Raw genomic sequence first — 15,857 nt, forward strand, 5'->3', positions numbered from 1 at the left:
ATCAGCAGTGGATCCACGCCATGCGTGGATGATGCGGCCGATGACCTAACGCGGTGCCGGCCGCATGCCATGCAGCTGCGGCAGTGCGGCCTTCATCGCATCGATGAAGGCGCGCAGCCGCGGCGGCTGCTGGCGCGCGGCAGGAAACACGACATGCACCGGCAGTGCCGGCGCCTGCCAGTCCGGCAGCAGCTGCACCAGACGCCCTTGGGCGAGGTCGTCGGCCACCAGCCAGGCCGAGACCACCGCTGCGCCCAACCCGGCGCGTGCAGCCTGCTGCACCACGAACAGGTTGTCGCTGAGCAGGCGCGGGCTGATCGAAAGGGTATGCGCGCGCCCCTGCGCGTCATGCAGCAGCAGGCGTTCGCGGTAGTAGGTGACCAGCGAGATCCATGGCAGTGCCTGCGCCTGTTCCGGCGTACTGACCGCCGTGGCGTCCACCAGCGAGGGCGCTGCCACGACGATGCGCGGCACTTCGGCCAGCGGCAGTGCCACCATGCGCGGTTCGTCGACCGGTCCCACACGCACCGCGCAGTCGACGCCTTCGGCGATGAAATCCGGACGACGATCTTCCAGGATCCACTCCAGGCTCAGCTGTGGGTGCTGGGCGAGGAACGCGAGCATGGTCGGAAGCAGCTGCGCCTGGCCAAAGGCATGCGGCACCATCACCCGCAGGCGTCCGCGCAGCGTTTCCGGTTCGCCGTTCAGTTCGGCCTGCAGCGACTCCCATTCGTCGACCACGCGTTGTGCATGACGCTGGCAGCGCAGGCCGTCCTCGGTCAGTTGCAGGCCGTGGGTGGAACGCTGCAGCAGGCGCAGGCCGAGCTGTCGCTCCAGTGCCTGCAGGCGTCGGCTGACCGTCGGCTGGGTGGTGCCCAGCTGCAGGGCCGCAGCAGACAGGCTGCCGGCATCGACGATGCGCAGGAAGGTGCGCAGCAGATCCAGGCGATCAGCGCCGGTGGCGAGGTCATTCATGCATGTGGCGTATGAAATATATGTGCCAGAGCCTACTACAGACGTCTGGCGAATACAGGCAGGATACGCCCACTTCCTATCCGGGCTCCCCCATGTCTACCCCCTCGCTGTCTGTTGCGGCCGCACCGGCGACCGTACCTTCCACCCCGTTGGTGCTGGCAATGGCGGCCGGTGCCGGCTTCTCGGTCGCGTCGCTGTATTACAGCCAGCCCATGCTGGGCCTGATAGCCCAGGACCTCGGCGCAGGTGAGCGCGCCGCCGGCCTGGTGCCAACCCTGACCCAGCTCGGCTACGCACTGGGCATCCTGCTGCTGGCACCGCTGGGCGATCGCTTTGACCGCCGCCACCTGATCCTGTTGAAGTCCGCGCTGCTGGCGCTCGCCCTGGGCGCAGCAGCAATGGCCGGGCAGCTGCCGGGCCTGCTGGTGGCCAGCCTGCTTGTCGGGCTGACGGCCACCCTGGCGCAGGACATCGTGCCCGCAGCGGCGGTGCTGGCGCCGGACGCGCAGCGCGGCCAGATCGTCGGCCGGGTGATGACCGGCCTGCTGCTCGGCATCCTGCTGTCGCGGGTGGTCAGTGGCGTGGTGGCTGAAGCGTGGGGTTGGCGCACGCAGTTCGTGCTGGCGGCGGTATCGGTGGCGGCGATGGGCGCGGTGATGGCGCGTGCGCTGCCGCGCTTCGCGCCGACCAGCACGCTGCGCTATCCGGCGTTGTTGGGTTCGTTGTTGGCGTTGTGGCGCGAGCAGCCGCAGCTGCGCCGTGCGGTGGCCAGCCAGTCGCTGCTGGCCGTGGGATTCAGCGCGTTCTGGTCGACCCTGGCGCTGATGCTGCATGCCCGCCTGGGGCTGGGTAGTGCGGCGGCGGGTGCGTTTGGTATTGCGGGTGCGGCCGGTGCACTGGCCGCGCCGTTTGCCGGCCGTTTTGCTGATCGACTGGGGTGCCATGCGGTGGCACGGCTGGCGATTGCGGTGGCGCTGCTGGGCTTCGGCCTGCTGCTGGCCGAAGCCTGGTTGCCGGCCGCCGCGCTGCTGCCGTTGCTGGTGGTGAGTGCGCTGCTGTTCGACTTCGGCTTCCAGTCGGCGCTGGTGGCGCACCAGACCCTGGTCTACGGCCTGGTACCGCCGGCACGCAGCCGGCTCAATGCGCTGTTGTTCACCGGCATGTTCATCGGCATGGCCGCCGGCGGTGCGCTGGGCAGCTTGGCGCTGGCGCAATGGGGATGGCACGGCGTGGCCTGGTTGGCGGTGGTGTGTGCGGGCAGCAGCCTGCTGCTGCGTTTGAAGTAGGGGGGTGTTTGGCAGGGCTTGCAGCCCTGCACCTGCTGGAGGCAACAGCAACAGCAACAGCAACAGCGGGGTTACTGTAGGGAGGCGGGGTGGGTCCGGTTGCGGGGGACGCCGTGAATCCCCAGTCCGGCCCAGCCGCTGGCGGCTGGGCGTTCGGGCGCTTGCGAAGCAATGCTTCGCAAGCGAAGCGCCCTCACCCATGGGGGCTCGGTCGCGCCTTGCTCGTGTGCGCTGTCCTGCGCACACGGCAAGACCGGGGTTGGGCGTCCTGCCCAACCCGCCCGAGGCATGCCTCGGGCCCATGGCGCTCACGCCCCCGCAACCGGACCCACCCCGCCTTCGACAGGTTCCTGCGGTCTGTTGGAATGGCTCTTGGGGTCAGATCCGTTTTCCTTCGGAAAACGGATCTGACCCCTGATTGATTTCGATATCTGACAGAAGTGTCGACCAAGGTCGACACCTACCAACCGCCATCGGAATCTGTCAGAGGTGGGGCGGTGTCGGAGTGCGGGGTGTCAGCCGCATGGATGCGGCTGCCAAGCTTACAGGGACGTACTTGCAGCGTCCGCGCAGTCCGACACCGCCGCGCCATCCCACGGAGAGCCCGCTTTTGATTTTGCTGTTGAGGTTGCCGGCCAGCGGCCGGCACTACCGCGGGTGCAGGGCTGCAGGCCCTGCCGAACCCCCCCCCTAATCGTGCCCGCTGTCGTCCAGGCTGATGATGCCGCGCCGCAGCGCCTGGGTGACCGCATGGGTGCGATCACCCACGCCGAGCTTGTCCATCAGGCTTTTCATGTGCGCCTTCACCGTCTGCTCCGAAATCTGCATGCGCTCGCCGATGCGCTTGTTCGACAGCCCTCCGGCCACGTGCCGCAGTACCTCGGTCTCGCGCGGTGACAGGCGGTCTTCGATCACATGCGCGGCGATGCTGGCGGCCACCGCTGGAGGAATCGGCGCACGGCGGCCACCGGCCACCATGCGGATGGTGTCGACCAGTTCGTGGCGCAGCATGTCCTTGAGCAGATACGCGCTGGCGCCGGCCTGCAGTGCCCTCACCGCACGTACGTCACCGCGATAGGTGGTCAGCACGATGATGCGGGCGCGTGGGTCCAGCGCGCGGATCCGCACGATGGCTTCCACACCATCCAGGCGGGGCATCTGCAGGTCCATCAGCACGACGTCAGGCTGCAACTGCTGGTAGCGTGCGATGGCTTCTTCGCCATCGGCGGCTTCGCCGAGCAGGCGCAGGTCGGCATGAGCGCCCAGCAGTGCCGCCAGGCCATCACGCAGCAGCGGGTGGTCGTCGACCACCAGCACGCCGATCGGGGCAGGGGACTCAGTCATGGTTTTCTCTACTCCAGGGCCAATGCCAACGCGATCGGCGGCGCTGATACAGCCGCCGGGCCGGAACTGCCAGCGCGACTTCGGTACCCAGCCCGGGGCGGGTCCACAGCTGCAGTTCCGCGCCGAGGCGCTGGGCGCGCTCACGCATGCCCTGCAGGCCCCAATGGCCATGGCCGGCATTTTCGTGGGTGATGCCCACGCCATCGTCGCGCACGTGCAGCAGGAAGCAGCGCTTTCCGTAGGAAAGTTCCACTTCGATGGCGCTGGCGTTGGCATGACGCAGCGCATTGCGGATGGCCTCGCGCCCGATCAGGAACACCTCTTCGGCCGCGTCGGCCTGCAGCGGTGGCGTCGCGCCTTCCACGGTCAGGCGCAGGGGATTGATGCCATGCCCGGCGTATTCGGCGTGCACGTCGGCCAGCGCCGAAGCGAGGTCGCGGCCCGCGAACGGCGCCTCGCGCAGCGCATTTACCCGCTCGCGACCCTCGGCCAGGTTGCGCTCGGCCAGCTGCATCGCTGACTCAAGCTGGCTGCGCACCGGTTCCGGCGTCTGCGCTGACTGGCTGATCGCGTGCAGGCGCAGGATCAGGCCCTGGCTACCCTGCAGCAGGGTGTCGTGCAGGTCGCGCGCGATGCGTTCGCGTTCGCCGTTGCGCTCCTGCAGGCGCGCGCGGAACAAGGCTGCCAGCTGGCCGCTGCGGATGCGTACGGCCAGCACCAGCAGTGCAAGCACGGCGGCGGTGCATAGCAGCTTGAACCACAGGGTCTGCATGAAGGTGGGAGCGATGCGGAAGCTGCGGCTGGCCGGTGCGGTGCTCCAGATGCCATCCTCGTTGGCGGCTTCAACCTCGAACCGGTAGCTGCCGGGCGCGAGGTTGGTGTAATACGCACGTGTGCTGCTGCCAGCGTCCTGCCAGCCGTCATCCACGCCCGACAGGCGGTAGCGGTATCGGTTGCGCTCCGGACGTGCCAACGACAGCGCCACGTAGTCAATCTGCAGCTGGCTGGTGCCGGCCGGGAGGCGCAGACCATCGCGTAGCGGCGCGTGCTCGCTGCCATACAGCACCTCGCCGATGCGCACGCTGGGAGCCATCGTATTGACGTGCGAGCGGGTGGTGTCCAGCCAGGCCAGGCCCTGGTTGGTGGCCAACCACAGCAGGCCGTCGTCGGCCAGCGTTGCGGTGGCGATCGGTCCGCTCTGCAGGGCAATGCCCGGCATGCCGTCAGCTGCGTCGAACAGGCGTGGCATGACCGGCAGGCCGCTGCGCACGGCGCGGCGCAGCAGGCCGGTTTCCAGGCGAACCAGGCCACGGCTGCCGTTGAGCCACAGGTATCCATGTGCATCGGTGACCATGCCGGTGATGCCTTCCAGTACGCCGGCCATGTCAGTGCGCACCGGAACGAAACGGCCATTGCCCAGGCGTGCTGCCAGCCCGGCCTCGCCGGCGATCAGCAGAAGGTCCCGGTGGTGCAGCATCGCGGTGATCGGCCCTACCGACAGGCCGTCCCCGGAGTCGAAGCTCTCAGTGCCATTCGCACCCAGGCGGCGCAGGCGGCCATCGGCATAGCCGAGCAGCAGCTGGCCATCGGCATCCAGCGCCAGCGATGAGCAGGCCTGCTCTGGCAGGCGGATTTCACGTTGCCACTGGTCATGCTGGTAGTGCAGCACCCCGCGTTCTCCGGCGCAGACCCAGGCCTGTCCGTCATCGGGGAACAACAGGGCATGCAGCGGCTGCCCGGTGAACGGCGCCGGCAGCGGGATCAATGTGGTGTGGCCGGCGACCGTGCGCGCGAGGTTGACCCAGTCGAACTGCCAGATCGGCGTGGGTGCCTGCCGAGCGGCGGCCTGCAGCTGCGTGGCGCTGCCATCCAGCAGGGGGCGCCGCAGGTCGTAGGGCTTGAGGTCTTCGCCATAGCCATACACGCGCCCATCGCTGGCCCGTACCAGCGAGCGGTAGGGATCGCTCGGGCCGACCACCAGGGCGTGCACGCTGCGTGCGCGGAAGCGGTTGAGGCCGAGATTGGTGCCGACCCAGAGATTGCCTTCGCGATCGACGATGATCGGCACTGCCGATGTGGCAGTCAGTCCTTGCGGCGAATCGAAGCGTTCCATTCGCACGGCCCGGGTGCCGTCGAAGGTGATGCGGGCGACGCCGCCGTGCGGGCTCATCGTGGCCCACAGCGCGCCATCGGCAGTGAACTGCAGGCGCGCAGCAACCAGTTCCGGCAACCGCCGCGCCTCACGTTCGCCGGCCGCCAGCAGACCCTGCGCGTTGGCCAGCGGCGAGGTGCCTCTCACCCGGTCGGCCAGCCACACTTCACCCTGCGGGCTTTCGGCCAGCGTCGCCATCTGCGAGACCGCGATGCCGGTGTCCTCGAACGCGGCCTGGCCCGCCGCGCGCATCCAGATCTTCAGGCCGGCCAGCACCCAGAACCTGCCCCGGCTGTCGTGCAGCACCCACTGCACACGGTGCTCGGGCAGGCCGGCAGCGGCCGGCAGTGGCTGCCAGCGGTGTCCGTCAAAGCGGCGCAGCCCGCCATTGATCGCCGCCCAGAGTTGGCCATCGCGATCCTGGCTGAAGCGCGGCACCACGCCGACCGGCACCCCCTGCTCACGGCCGTAGCTGTGCAGCCGTCCCTGCGCGAAGCGGCTGATGCCGGCCTGGAAGTAGCCGATCCACAGGGCGCCGTCGGCGGCATGCGCCAGCGTGACCATGTTGGTGGACGGGAACTGGCTACCGACGGGCGCTGCCTGCCGTTCGAAGCGACGGCCATCGAAGCGGTACAGGCCCGAGCCGGTAGCCAGCCACAACAGGCCCTCACGGTCCTGGGCAATGTCCCATATATCGCCTGGGGCGCCCTGGCCGACACGCCAGGCCGTATGTTCGTAATCGGGCAGCCCGCCGCTCACCGGCGGGCGCTGCACGGCGAGGGCGGGCAGGGCGGTCAACAGCAGCAGGCACGTCAGCAGCGCCGGCAGGCAACGCAGGAACGGGAAGGGGCGGCCACGCATGGCGCGCATTCTGGCAGGTGCGGGGCAGTCCGGGGTGACCCGAACGGGGTAGGCGGTGGCCGCTGCGGTCGGCTATCACGCCGGCATCTCCTCCTGGAACCTGGCCATGCAGCGCCTGTTCGTGATGTTCCCTGATCGGGGGCCGGGCATCGGCCTGCTGTGGTTCCGGCTGTGCGTGACCGCCGCGCTGTGCGCGCCGGATGCTCAGGGCAGTGGGTGGTCGGCGCTGTGCCTGCTTGCAGCGGCCATGCTTGCACTGGGTATGTTGACGCCACTGGCAGCGCTCACTGCGGCCGTGGGCCTGTTCGCGCAGCAGGCGCCCTGGCCACTGGTGGCATTGCCGCCGGCGCTGCTGCTTGTGGGGCCGGGGGCCTATTCACTGGATGCGTGCCTGTTCGGGCGCCGCCTGCTCGGCCGTCGGCCTCCCCCATTCGGGTAGGTGCCGGCCTCGACCGACGGGGGTAGGGCATCGCGCAACGGCCACGCACCATGGGGCACCCCCTCGCGGCGCCCCGCATGGTCACCGTCACTCCGCCCGATCTGCCCGCCGCGCCACTGGCACCGCAGCAGGCCGCCGCACTGCAGCGCGCCCTGCGCTATGTCGATGAGCATCTGTCGCAGCCGCTGCGGGTCACCGAACTGGCGGCCGTCGCCTGCGTCAGCCGCTTCCACCTTGTGCGCCTGTTCCGTAGCGGCACCGGCGCCAGCCCGCTGCGCTATGTGCGCCGTCGCCGCATCGAACGCGCACGCCAGCTGCTGCCTGGCGCGCGGTTGCCGATGGCGTGCCTGGCCCAGCAGCTGGGCTTCTTCGACCAGAGCCACTTCGTCCGCAGCTTCCGCGCGGAGACCGGCTGCAGCCCCGGCCAGTACCTGGCCGGCGATGCCGCCCTGTCGCTTCCCCTTGATCGTGTTTCCAACGGAGTCCATCCATGACCCATGCCACCGCCACGCCCGCCCCGGCCCTGCTGTCGCCGACCGACCACGCCCTGGTGCTGATCGACTTCCAGTCGCAGATGGCGTTCGCCACCCACACCATCGACATCTCCGCGCTGCGCAACAACGTGTCGCTGATCAGCAAGGGCGCCAAGGGGTTCAACGTGCCGGTCGTGTTGACCACGGTGGCCGAGACGTCATTCTCTGGCCCGATGTTCCCGGAGCTGCCGCAGATCTTCCCGGGCCAGCCGGTGTTCGACCGCACTTCGATGAACACCTGGGAAGACCAGCCGGTGATCGATGAGATCAACCGCATCGGCAAGCGCCGGCTGGTTCTTGCCGGCCTGTGGACCAGCGTCTGCATCGTTGGGCCGGCACTGTCGGCGCTGGCGCAGGGCTTTGAGGTGTATGTGATCACCGATGCCTGTGGCGATGTCAGCGAGGAAGCGCACGAGCGTGCGATCACCCGCATGGTGCAGGCCGGCGCGGTGCCGATGACCAGCGTGCAGTACCTGCTCGAACTGCAGCGCGACTGGGCACGGGGTGAAACCTACGACCTGACCACCGGCATTGCGCGCGATCACGCTGGCGGCTACGGCATCGGCATCCAGTACGCCAAGCGGATGTTCGGTGCGCAGGAAGGCGGGCACTGAGCATGGTTGCCGGCCATGGCCTCGACCTGGCCTTGCTGATGCTGCGCGTGGCGGCAGGAGGCTTCCTGCTGCCGCACGCGCTGGGCAAGCTGTTCGGCTGGTTCGGGGGGCCGGGGCTTTCCGGCTTCGCCACCGAGCTGCGCGGTTTCGGGCTGCCCGCAGTGGCACCGTTGCCATTGCTGTTGGCCTTGCTGCAGGTGTTGTCCGGGCTGGCCGTGCTGCTGGGCTGGCAGACTCGCATCGCTGCGCTTGCGGCGGCTGCCTTCATCGGCTTCACCGTGCTGTTGGCCCTGCCCAAGGGCTGGTTCTGGATGCGCGGCGGCAGTGAGTACCCGTTGATGTGGACCACGGTGCTGCTGGCCCTCGCGCTGGCCGGCCCCGGCGCCTGGGCGCTGGACGGCCAACGCTTTCCGGGAGAATTCGCATGAGTCACGATCCCCTCGATCACGGCCGCCGCAACGTGGTGCTGGCCAGCGGTGCCGCTGTTGCGCTCGGCTTGGCAGGTCGCGCCGGTGCCGCACTCGATTCCACTTCCAAGGAGCGTCGCATGAGCACGCTGGTCATCCGCAATGCCCGCATCACCACCCTTGACCCACAGCAGCCGCATGCACAGGCGCTGGCCGTGCAGGAAGGGCGCATCGTTGCCGTCGGCAGCGACGAGGAGATCATGCGCGGCTGGGGCAATGAAGCGACGCTGATCGACGCGCAGGGCAGGCGCCTGCTGCCTGGCCTCAACGACAGCCATACCCACCTGATCCGCGGTGGCCTGAACTACAACCTGGAACTGCGCTGGGACGGCCTGCGTTCGCTGGGCGACGCACTGGACATGCTGAAGGCCCAGGTCGACCGCACGCCCGCACCGCAGTGGGTGCGCGTGGTTGGTGGCTTCACTGCCGCGCAGTTCAACGAGAAGCGCCTGCCGACCCTGCAGGAGCTCAACGACATCGCGCCGGATACGCCGGTGTTCCTGCTGCACCTGTACGACCGCGCGCTGCTCAACCGCGCCGCGCTGCGTGCGTGCGGCTACAGCAAGGACACGCCGGATCCGCCGGGCGGGCAGATCGTGCGCGATTCGCTGGGCAACCCGACCGGGCTGCTGCTGGCCAAGCCGAATGCGTTGATCCTGTACGCCACGCTGGCCAAGGGGCCACGCCTGCCGATCGAGTACCAGGCCAATTCGACGCGCCACTTCATGCGCGAACTGAACCGGCTGGGCGTCACCTCGGTGATCGACGCCGGCGGTGGCTTCCAGAACTACCCCGAGGACTACCAGGTCATCGAGCAGCTGCATCGCGATGACCAGCTGACAGTGCGCATCGCCTACAACCTGTTCACCCAGAACAAGGGGAAGGAGGCGGATGACTTCCGTGGCTGGAGCGAGATCCTGCAGCCGCGCCAGGGCGATGACCTGCTGCGCCACAACGGCGCGGGCGAGATGCTGGTGTTCTCCGCCGCCGACTTCGAACTGTTCAACGAGCCGCGCCCGGAACTGCCGCCGGAGCTGGAGCCGGAACTGCACGACGTGGTGAAGCTGCTGGTCGAGAAGCGCTGGCCCTTCCGCATCCACGCCACCTACGACGAGAGCATCACGCGCATCCTGGACGTGTACGAACAGGTCAACCGCGAGGTGCCGTTCGATGGCCTGCACTGGTTCATCGACCACGCCGAGACCATCACCCCACGCAACATCGAGCGCATCCGTGCGCTGGGTGGCGGTATCGCCGTGCAGCACCGCATGGCCTACCAGGGCGAGGCGTTCGTCGAGCGCTATGGCGTACAGGCTGCGCGGCATACGCCGCCGGTCAAGCGCATGCTGGCCGAAGGTGTACCGGTCGGCGCCGGTACCGATGCCACCCGCGTGGCCAGCTACAACCCGTGGGTGGCGTTGTCCTGGCTGGCGACCGGGCGCACCGTGGGCGGCCTGGCGCTGTATGGCGAGGAGAACCTGCTCGAACGCGAGCAGGCGTTGCGCCTGTGGACGCAGGGCAGTGCCTGGTTCTCCGGCGACGAAGCGGTGAAGGGCACGCTGAAAGCTGGCCGCCTGGCTGATTTCATCCTGCTCTCGGCCGACTTCTTCCGCGTTGATGACGCGCAGATCGCCGACATCACCAGCCTGCTGACCGTGGTCGGCGGCCGCATCGTGCATGCCGACGGGGATTACGCCGGCCTGGCGCCGCAGCTGCCACCGGCGATGCCGGACTGGTCGCCGGTCAACCGCTTCGGTGGCTACCACGTTGGCGGCGCCGCCAACGGATTGGCCGCCGCGCATCGCCACCATCACGGTGTGGCCTGCAGTACGCATGGTGCTCACGGCCATGCCGCGCTGCATGCGGCGCCCACTGACGACCTGAGCGCCTTCTGGGGTGCGATGGGATGCTCGTGCTTCGCGTTCTGAGCCTGGCGCTGCTGGCCATGCCATGGATGGCGCTGGCTTGTGACACCGGCCGCTGCACCGACGTGGGCGGCGGGCAACTGCAATGGGACGCCTCGCTGCGCCTCAGGGGGATGTACTACGACCCGGCCCGATTCGGTATCGGCGGCAGTGAAGACGGCTACGGCCTGCTGCGTGCACTGGCGTCGGCCACCTATGTCGAGGACAACTGGCAGGCACGGCTGCAGCTGGGCGTGCATGCCGAGAATGGCAAGGCAGGCGGCCCGGGCCGTACCGACAGTGGCGCGTTGGACGTGCAGCAGGCCTACTGGCGCTGGCAGCGCGGTGGGTTCCATCTGCAACTCGGTCGGCAGGAAGCCGGCTATGGCAGTTCGCGGCTGTTGTCGGTGCGCGATGGGCCGAACATCCGGCTGGCATTCGATGGCGCCCGTGCAGGCTGGAAAGGCCGCCTCGGCACGCTGGACCTGATGGCGCTGCGACCGCTGGAGAACCGACCCGGCGCCTTTGATGACCGCGGCGAACGCGGTGCCCACCTGTGGGGCGCGTATGCGACCACCGCGCGGGGTCGTGGCCCAGGGCAATGGGATCTGTACCTGCTGGACTACCGTCGTGAAGGCGCGCGCTTTGCGGCGGGCTCCGGTACCGAGCGCCGGCAGACACTCGGTGCGCGCTGGTTCGGCCAGTCAGGTCTGCTGGACTGGAACAGTGAGCTGGTGGCGCAGGGCGGTGAACTGCAGACGGTTGCCGGCACGCTGGATGTCCGCGCCTGGACGCTCGCCACCGACACCGGCTGGCGCTGGACCGAGCGGCCGCTGCAACCGAGGCTGGGGCTGAAGGCGGATATCGCCAGTGGCGACGGCAAGCTGCATGACGGCCGCCTGGGAACCTTCAATGCACTGTTCCCTAAATCGGCCTACTTCAGCGAGGCCAGCCTGCTGGCCCCGGCCAACCTGATGGACCTGCAACCGACCCTGACCCTGCGCCTGCATCATGCGGTGACCACGGAACTGGGCGTACAGATGGCGTGGAAGCAGCGTCGTGCCGATGCGGTCTACACCACACCGGCACCGCTGCTGGCGTTGCCGGGGAGCGCCGGTGGCGCGCGCCGCATCGGCACCCAGTACAAATCTGAAACCCGCTGGCAGGCCAGCAAACACTGGCAATGGCAGCTGCAGCTGGCCTGGGTCGACGCCGGTCCTGCACTGAAGCAGGCCGGAGGCCAGGACACGCTGTTCGCCTCGATCGTTGGAGCATGGCAATGGTGAACGCAACCGCGTCGCAACACTCCACACAGGCCGCAGGCGCCTGGTCCCCGCTGAAGATCCAGATGTTCCGTTCGATCTGGCTGGCAATCCTGGCCAGCAACATCGGCACCTGGGTCAATGATGTAGCCGCCGCCTGGGTGATGGCCGAACGCACCGGTTCGCCGTTGATGGTGGCCCTGGTGCAGTCGGCCACCACTGTGCCGATCGTGCTGCTGGCGCTGGCCGCCGGAACGCTGGCCGACATCGTTGATCGCCGCAGGTACCTGCTGGCGACCCAGGGCTGGATGCTGCTGGTCGCGGCAGCGATGGCGGCGCTGACTGCGATGGACATGCTGACCCCGCAGTTGCTGGTGCTGCTGACCTTCTGCATGGGCTGTGGTGCGGCGATGGCAATGCCCGCGCAGGCCGCCATTGTCTCCGAGCTGGTACCGCAGCCGATGCTGGCCTCGGCGGTGGCGCTGAACTCGATCGGCATCAACATCGCGCGCTCGATCGGCCCGGCCATTGGTGGCGTGATCGTGGCGCAGCTGGGTGCGGTGTGGGCATTCGGCTTCAACGCCATCACCTTCGCCGCGATGCTGTTCGTCGTGTGGGGCTGGACGCGTGATCCCAAGCAGTCCAGGCTGCCACCGGAAGGTTTCGGTGCCGGCTTGAAGGCGGGCCTGCGTTACGCCAGCCGCGCCGGGCGGCTGCAGGCTGTGCTGATCAAGTCGGTCGGCTTCTTCTTCTTTGCCGCGGCGATGAACGCGCTGTTGCCGGTGGTGGTGCGTGGGCAGATGCATGGCGGGGCGGGGCAGTACGGCATGCTGCTGGGCTGCATCGGCATCGGCGCATTGGGCGGTGCGCTGCTGCTGCCGAAGCTGCGTGCGCAGCTGGATCGTGACCTGTTGGTACTGCTGGCGACCTTGTCGCTGGCCCTGAGCCTGGTCGGGCTGGCGCTGACCCGCAGCTGGTACGTGCTTCCGGCGGTGATGCTGGTCAATGGATTTGCGTGGATCACCGTGCTGTCGTCGCTGCAGATCGCTGCGCAGACTGCGGTTCCGGCATGGGTACGTGCGCGTGCACTGGCGCTGTACATCATGGTGTTCTCCGCTGGCATGGCGGCCGGTGGCCTGAGCTGGGGCGCGCTCGCACAGCGCACCTCGCCGGAGCTGGCGCTGCTGGTGGCTGCCGCAGGTGCGGTGATCGGCGGATTGCTGGTGTGGCGTGTGCGCATCGCCGGTACCGAAGACCTGAACCTGCGTCCGGCCGGGCACTGGCCGGCACCAGAGCTGTCGGTGCCGGTGTCGAATGATCGCGGCCCGGTGCTGGTCACCATCGAGTACCGCATCGACGATGCTGATCGTGCCGCGTTCCAGGCGCAGATGCGCGCGCTGGGCACGATCCGCCGCCGCGATGGGGCCGTGGTCTGGGGCGTGGTCGAGGATGTGGCCAGCCCGGGCATCCACCTGGAGTATTTCGTGACCCCGTCGTGGCTGGAGCACCTGCGCCAGCACGAGCGCATCACCGCCGACGACAAGGCGATCCAGGAAGTGCTGCGGGAACTGCATCGCGGTGAGCGCGCACCGGTGGTACGTCACTTCGTGGGTGGGCATGACCCGCTGCCTGCCGCCGTGCCGCATCACCACACCGACATCTGACCCGCAGGTGGTAGAGCCGGCCGCTGGCCGGCTGCGCGTGATCACGATGGATGATCGGGTTGCCGGCCAGCGGCCGGCACTACCGAAGGAGCGGCGGCGCCCTGGGGCGCCACCGCGGGACATCATTTGCGTGCGAACGCCAGCAGGTCGGCGTTGAACTGGTCGGCGTGGGTGATGGTCAGGCCATGCGGCGCGCCGGTGTACACCTTCAGCTCGGCGTCCTTGATGATCTGCGAGGACAGCTTGGCCGAAGCATCGAACGGCACGATCTGGTCGTCATCGCCGTGTACCACCAGCGCCGGCACGTCGATCTTCTTCAGGTCTTCGGTGTAGTCCACTTCCGAGAATTCGTGCACGCAGTCGTACTGGCCCTTGACGCCACCGAGCATGCCCTGCAGCCAGAACGCATCACGCATGCCCTGGGTGACGGTATTGCCATCGCGGTTGGCACCGAAGAACGGTGTGGTCAGGTCCTTGAAGAACTGCGAGCGGTCACCGCCCGTGCCCTTGCGGATGCCGTCGAACACCTCCAGCGGCGTACCGGCCGGGTTGGCATCGGTCTTCAGCATCAGCGGTGGCACCGCGCCGACCAGCACCACCTTGGCCACGCGCTTGCTGCCGTGGCGGCCGATGTAGTGGGCGACTTCGCCGCCACCGGTGGAATGGCCGACCAGGATCGCATCCTTCAGGTCCAGTGCTTCGATCACTGCGGCCAGGTCATCGGCGTAGGTGTCCATGTTGTTGCCGTCCCAGGTCTGGCTGGAGCGGCCGTGGCTGCGACGGTCGTGAGCGATCACGCGGAAGCCGTTCAGGCCCATGAACAGCATCTGCGGGTCCCAGGCATCGGACGACAGCGGCCAGCCGTGGGCGAACACGATCGGCTGGCCGGTACCCCAATCCTTGTAGAAGATGCGGGCGCCGTCGGCGACGGTGATGAAGTTGCTCATTGTGGTTTCCTTGGCGGAAGGGAGGGACGGCCGCGGCGTGGATGCCGGAGCCTCCGGCAGTACAGCGCAGGGCAAGAGCGGCGACTTGCACGGCTGTGCTGGATTGCGCCGGATGTGACGCATATCGCTCTAGCACGAAGCCGTTCCGGCATTGACGATGGCGGCTGCCCTGTCGAGGAGCCTGCAATGTCGAATGCGTTCTGGAGCCTGTGGGTGTGCCTGCTGCTGACCACGGCGGCGCACGCCCGGACCAACGTCTACAAATGCGTGGACGGGCCGCATCCTGTCTACCAGCAGACGCCGTGCCAGGGGCGTGCGGAATGGCGCTGGGAGGTGCCGCCGGAGCCGCCTTCGACAGGTGCGACCGTGGCCAAGCCAGCGAGCTCGGCCTCAAGCCGTCCGCGTGTGGTGCAGCAGGGGCGTGCGCGGGCCGCTCTGATACCCATCAGCACCGATCCCGCCGCCTGTGAGCACGCGCGGCAGCAACGCGGGAAGGTGCTCGCCAAGGCCAAGCGCCTGGACTTCGTACAGCGGCGGCAGCTGGATGATGCGGTGCATGACGCGTGCCGTTGAATCCAGGTGCCAGAAACGACAACGGCGCCCAAGGGCGCCGTTGAGAGCAGATGCCAGGTGCCGGACCTCAGCGACCGTCGCTGGCCGTCGCCGGTGCCGGCGAGGGCACGCTGTCAGGTTTGGGCAGGCTCAGCTCCGGGTTGCCCTGTTCGGCCTGCAGGATCTGGATGCGGCGCTGCAGGGCGTCCAGCTGGCTGTTCGTGCTCTGCACGTCGCTGCTCAGGCTGACTGCCTGCTGCTGGGCCTGCTGCAGGGCCGCGCTGACCTGGGCCGACTGCGCCTGCTGCTGTTCCATTTCCTGCTGCAGGGTGCGCAGGCGTTCCTCGTTGTAGGCCACCAGGCGCTCGGTATAGCGCTTGCCGGCTTCCAGGCGGGTGGTGTCGATGTAGACCTGGGCAAGCTGCTCGGACTGTTGCGCGAAGGTGCGGTAGACACGCTCGGCGTTGTCGACGGCGTCAGTCTTGATCACCCGCCAGAAATTCTTCTCCTGGAACAGGGCGACGTAGTAGGTCAGGGTGTTGGCGTTGAACAGCAGGCTGGCGCCGTAATTGCCGTTGTAGGTGGTGCGCAGCTCGGTCAGCTGGCGGGCATCCATCAGCTGCTTGAGCTCGTCAACGGTATTGCGCACCACCGGTGCGCTACGAGCGGCCGGCTCTGCGGCAGCTTCGCGGTCGCCACGGGCAGCCATCGCCGCTGGTGCCACCAGCATCATGCTCACGGCCAGCAGTGCCGCGCCGTACGCGCGCCGGGCGAAGACCGCGCCCCCTGAAGTTTCTCGCATGTCTAGACCATCCACGGATGAGTGTGGGTTGAGATGAAAGTGGTTCCCCGCCGGG

The 15,857-nt window shown here is 68.2% G+C and carries 14 protein-coding genes; 9 read left to right on the top strand and 5 right to left on the bottom strand.

Going from position 1 to position 15,857, the window contains the following annotated elements:
- Window positions 1–45: 45 nt before the first annotated feature.
- A complete protein-coding gene (locus tag AC5P65_RS08620) occupies window positions 46–975 on the bottom strand; it encodes a LysR family transcriptional regulator (protein ID WP_111099205.1) in 930 nt (309 codons plus the stop codon).
- A gap of 92 nt (window positions 976–1,067) precedes the next feature.
- Between AC5P65_RS08620 and AC5P65_RS08625 the strand changes: the two genes are divergently transcribed.
- The gene (locus AC5P65_RS08625; RefSeq protein ID WP_111099204.1) at window positions 1,068–2,261 is read left to right on the top strand and encodes an MFS transporter; all 1,194 of its coding nucleotides are present in this window, start codon (window positions 1,068–1,070) and stop codon (window positions 2,259–2,261) included.
- Between the two features lie 690 nt (window positions 2,262–2,951).
- Here the strand turns inward: AC5P65_RS08625 and AC5P65_RS08630 are convergent.
- Both AC5P65_RS08630 and AC5P65_RS08635 read right to left on the bottom strand, forming a co-directional pair.
- On the bottom strand, window positions 2,952–3,605 hold the full coding sequence (locus AC5P65_RS08630; RefSeq protein ID WP_019659979.1) for a response regulator: 654 nt from the start codon (window positions 3,603–3,605) through the stop codon (window positions 2,952–2,954).
- Entirely contained in the window at window positions 3,598–6,627 is a 3,030-nt protein-coding gene (locus AC5P65_RS08635) for a sensor histidine kinase (RefSeq protein ID WP_180833037.1), read from the bottom strand. Before AC5P65_RS08635 ends, AC5P65_RS08630 begins: the two co-directional genes overlap by 8 nt.
- Window positions 6,628–6,724: 97 nt before the next feature.
- On the opposite strand from AC5P65_RS08635, the gene AC5P65_RS08640 reads away from it, so the two are divergent.
- From AC5P65_RS08640 to AC5P65_RS08670, 7 genes are all read left to right on the top strand, one after another.
- On the top strand, window positions 6,725–7,057 hold the full coding sequence (locus AC5P65_RS08640) for a hypothetical protein (RefSeq protein WP_019659977.1): 333 nt from the start codon (window positions 6,725–6,727) through the stop codon (window positions 7,055–7,057).
- A gap of 50 nt (window positions 7,058–7,107) precedes the next feature.
- The gene (locus tag AC5P65_RS08645; protein ID WP_111098151.1) at window positions 7,108–7,551 is read left to right on the top strand and encodes a helix-turn-helix transcriptional regulator; all 444 of its coding nucleotides are present in this window, start codon (window positions 7,108–7,110) and stop codon (window positions 7,549–7,551) included.
- Window positions 7,548–8,204 (top strand): hydrolase, encoded by a 657-nt coding sequence (locus tag AC5P65_RS08650; RefSeq protein WP_021204298.1) that lies wholly within the window; start codon window positions 7,548–7,550, stop codon window positions 8,202–8,204. The genes AC5P65_RS08645 and AC5P65_RS08650 overlap by 4 nt, the downstream gene beginning before the upstream one ends.
- Window positions 8,205–8,206: 2 nt before the next feature.
- On the top strand, window positions 8,207–8,632 hold the full coding sequence (locus AC5P65_RS08655) for a DoxX family protein (RefSeq protein ID WP_005417004.1): 426 nt from the start codon (window positions 8,207–8,209) through the stop codon (window positions 8,630–8,632).
- Window positions 8,633–8,751: 119 nt separating this feature from the next.
- Window positions 8,752–10,599: an amidohydrolase gene (locus AC5P65_RS08660; protein WP_495215515.1), complete on the top strand. Its 1,848-nt coding sequence runs from the start codon at window positions 8,752–8,754 to the stop codon at window positions 10,597–10,599.
- Window positions 10,578–11,861, top strand: coding sequence for an alginate export family protein (locus AC5P65_RS08665; RefSeq protein ID WP_021204295.1), 1,284 nt, complete (start codon window positions 10,578–10,580; stop codon window positions 11,859–11,861). Before AC5P65_RS08660 ends, AC5P65_RS08665 begins: the two co-directional genes overlap by 22 nt.
- The gene (locus AC5P65_RS08670) at window positions 11,855–13,501 is read left to right on the top strand and encodes an MFS transporter (protein ID WP_495215503.1); all 1,647 of its coding nucleotides are present in this window, start codon (window positions 11,855–11,857) and stop codon (window positions 13,499–13,501) included. The genes AC5P65_RS08665 and AC5P65_RS08670 overlap by 7 nt, the downstream gene beginning before the upstream one ends.
- Window positions 13,502–13,623: 122 nt before the next feature.
- Here the strand turns inward: AC5P65_RS08670 and AC5P65_RS08675 are convergent, their stop codons facing one another.
- On the bottom strand, window positions 13,624–14,448 hold the full coding sequence (locus AC5P65_RS08675; RefSeq protein WP_111098148.1) for an alpha/beta fold hydrolase: 825 nt from the start codon (window positions 14,446–14,448) through the stop codon (window positions 13,624–13,626).
- 186 nt (window positions 14,449–14,634) lie between these two features.
- On the opposite strand from AC5P65_RS08675, the gene AC5P65_RS08680 reads away from it, so the two are divergent.
- Complete coding sequence (locus tag AC5P65_RS08680) at window positions 14,635–15,021, top strand: hypothetical protein (RefSeq protein ID WP_111098147.1); 387 nt, start codon at window positions 14,635–14,637, stop codon at window positions 15,019–15,021.
- A 67-nt stretch (window positions 15,022–15,088) separates the two neighbouring features.
- On the opposite strand, the gene AC5P65_RS08685 is transcribed toward AC5P65_RS08680, so the two are convergent.
- Window positions 15,089–15,802, bottom strand: a complete 714-nt coding sequence (locus tag AC5P65_RS08685) for a DUF2968 domain-containing protein (RefSeq protein WP_019659968.1) — start codon at window positions 15,800–15,802, stop codon at window positions 15,089–15,091.
- Window positions 15,803–15,857 lie beyond the last annotated feature (55 nt).

It is taken from the genome of Stenotrophomonas sp. YJH_SMC_48-3 (genome assembly GCF_059369375.1).

Bases quoted from the DNA above. Each gene is read 5' to 3' on its own strand.
- AC5P65_RS08620 (WP_111099205.1), bottom strand. From the start codon at position 975: ATGAATGACCTCGCCACCGGCGCTGATCGCCTGGATCTGCTGCGCACC.
- AC5P65_RS08625 (WP_111099204.1), top strand. From the start codon at position 1,068: ATGTCTACCCCCTCGCTGTCTGTTGCGGCCGCACCGGCGACCGTACCT.
- AC5P65_RS08630 (WP_019659979.1), bottom strand. From the start codon at position 3,605: ATGACTGAGTCCCCTGCCCCGATCGGCGTGCTGGTGGTCGACGACCAC.
- AC5P65_RS08635 (WP_180833037.1), bottom strand. From the start codon at position 6,627: ATGCGCGCCATGCGTGGCCGCCCCTTCCCGTTCCTGCGTTGCCTGCCG.
- AC5P65_RS08640 (WP_019659977.1), top strand. From the start codon at position 6,725: ATGCAGCGCCTGTTCGTGATGTTCCCTGATCGGGGGCCGGGCATCGGC.
- AC5P65_RS08645 (WP_111098151.1), top strand. From the start codon at position 7,108: ATGGGGCACCCCCTCGCGGCGCCCCGCATGGTCACCGTCACTCCGCCC.
- AC5P65_RS08650 (WP_021204298.1), top strand. From the start codon at position 7,548: ATGACCCATGCCACCGCCACGCCCGCCCCGGCCCTGCTGTCGCCGACC.
- AC5P65_RS08655 (WP_005417004.1), top strand. From the start codon at position 8,207: ATGGTTGCCGGCCATGGCCTCGACCTGGCCTTGCTGATGCTGCGCGTG.
- AC5P65_RS08660 (WP_495215515.1), top strand. From the start codon at position 8,752: ATGAGCACGCTGGTCATCCGCAATGCCCGCATCACCACCCTTGACCCA.
- AC5P65_RS08665 (WP_021204295.1), top strand. From the start codon at position 10,578: ATGCTCGTGCTTCGCGTTCTGAGCCTGGCGCTGCTGGCCATGCCATGG.
- AC5P65_RS08670 (WP_495215503.1), top strand. From the start codon at position 11,855: ATGGTGAACGCAACCGCGTCGCAACACTCCACACAGGCCGCAGGCGCC.
- AC5P65_RS08675 (WP_111098148.1), bottom strand. From the start codon at position 14,448: ATGAGCAACTTCATCACCGTCGCCGACGGCGCCCGCATCTTCTACAAG.
- AC5P65_RS08680 (WP_111098147.1), top strand. From the start codon at position 14,635: ATGTCGAATGCGTTCTGGAGCCTGTGGGTGTGCCTGCTGCTGACCACG.
- AC5P65_RS08685 (WP_019659968.1), bottom strand. From the start codon at position 15,802: ATGCGAGAAACTTCAGGGGGCGCGGTCTTCGCCCGGCGCGCGTACGGC.